A 259-nucleotide genomic window follows, 5' to 3' on the forward strand; every position below is an offset into this window, starting at 1 on the left:
CCTATTCTTCTTTTGTTCAGTTTTGAAGGAACTTAACTTCCTTTAGGGGCCTATAGCTCAGCTGGTTAGAGCGCACGCCTGATAAGCGTGAGGTCGATGGTTCGAGTCCATTTAGGCCCACCATTTTTAAAAAAACTTTATTCCCATTATGGGGCTTTAGCTCAGCTGGGAGAGCGCCTGCCTTGCACGCAGGAGGTCAGCGGTTCGATCCCGCTAAGCTCCACCATTGCACATCTTACGATGATGCATTTTTAAATTG

Annotated in this window: 2 tRNA genes; both read left to right on the forward strand. The window is 47.1% G+C overall.

The features are described 5' to 3' along the window. Window positions 1–46: 46 nt before the first annotated feature. Window positions 47–123 (forward strand) — tRNA-Ile (locus IHV12_RS22525). Between the two features lie 27 nt (window positions 124–150). Further along, window positions 151–226, forward strand: a tRNA-Ala gene (locus tag IHV12_RS22530). Window positions 227–259: the final 33 nt, after the last annotated feature.

The organism is Fictibacillus sp. 7GRE50, from assembly GCF_015903875.1.
Lineage (GTDB): Bacteria > Bacillota > Bacilli > Bacillales > Fictibacillaceae > Fictibacillus > Fictibacillus phosphorivorans.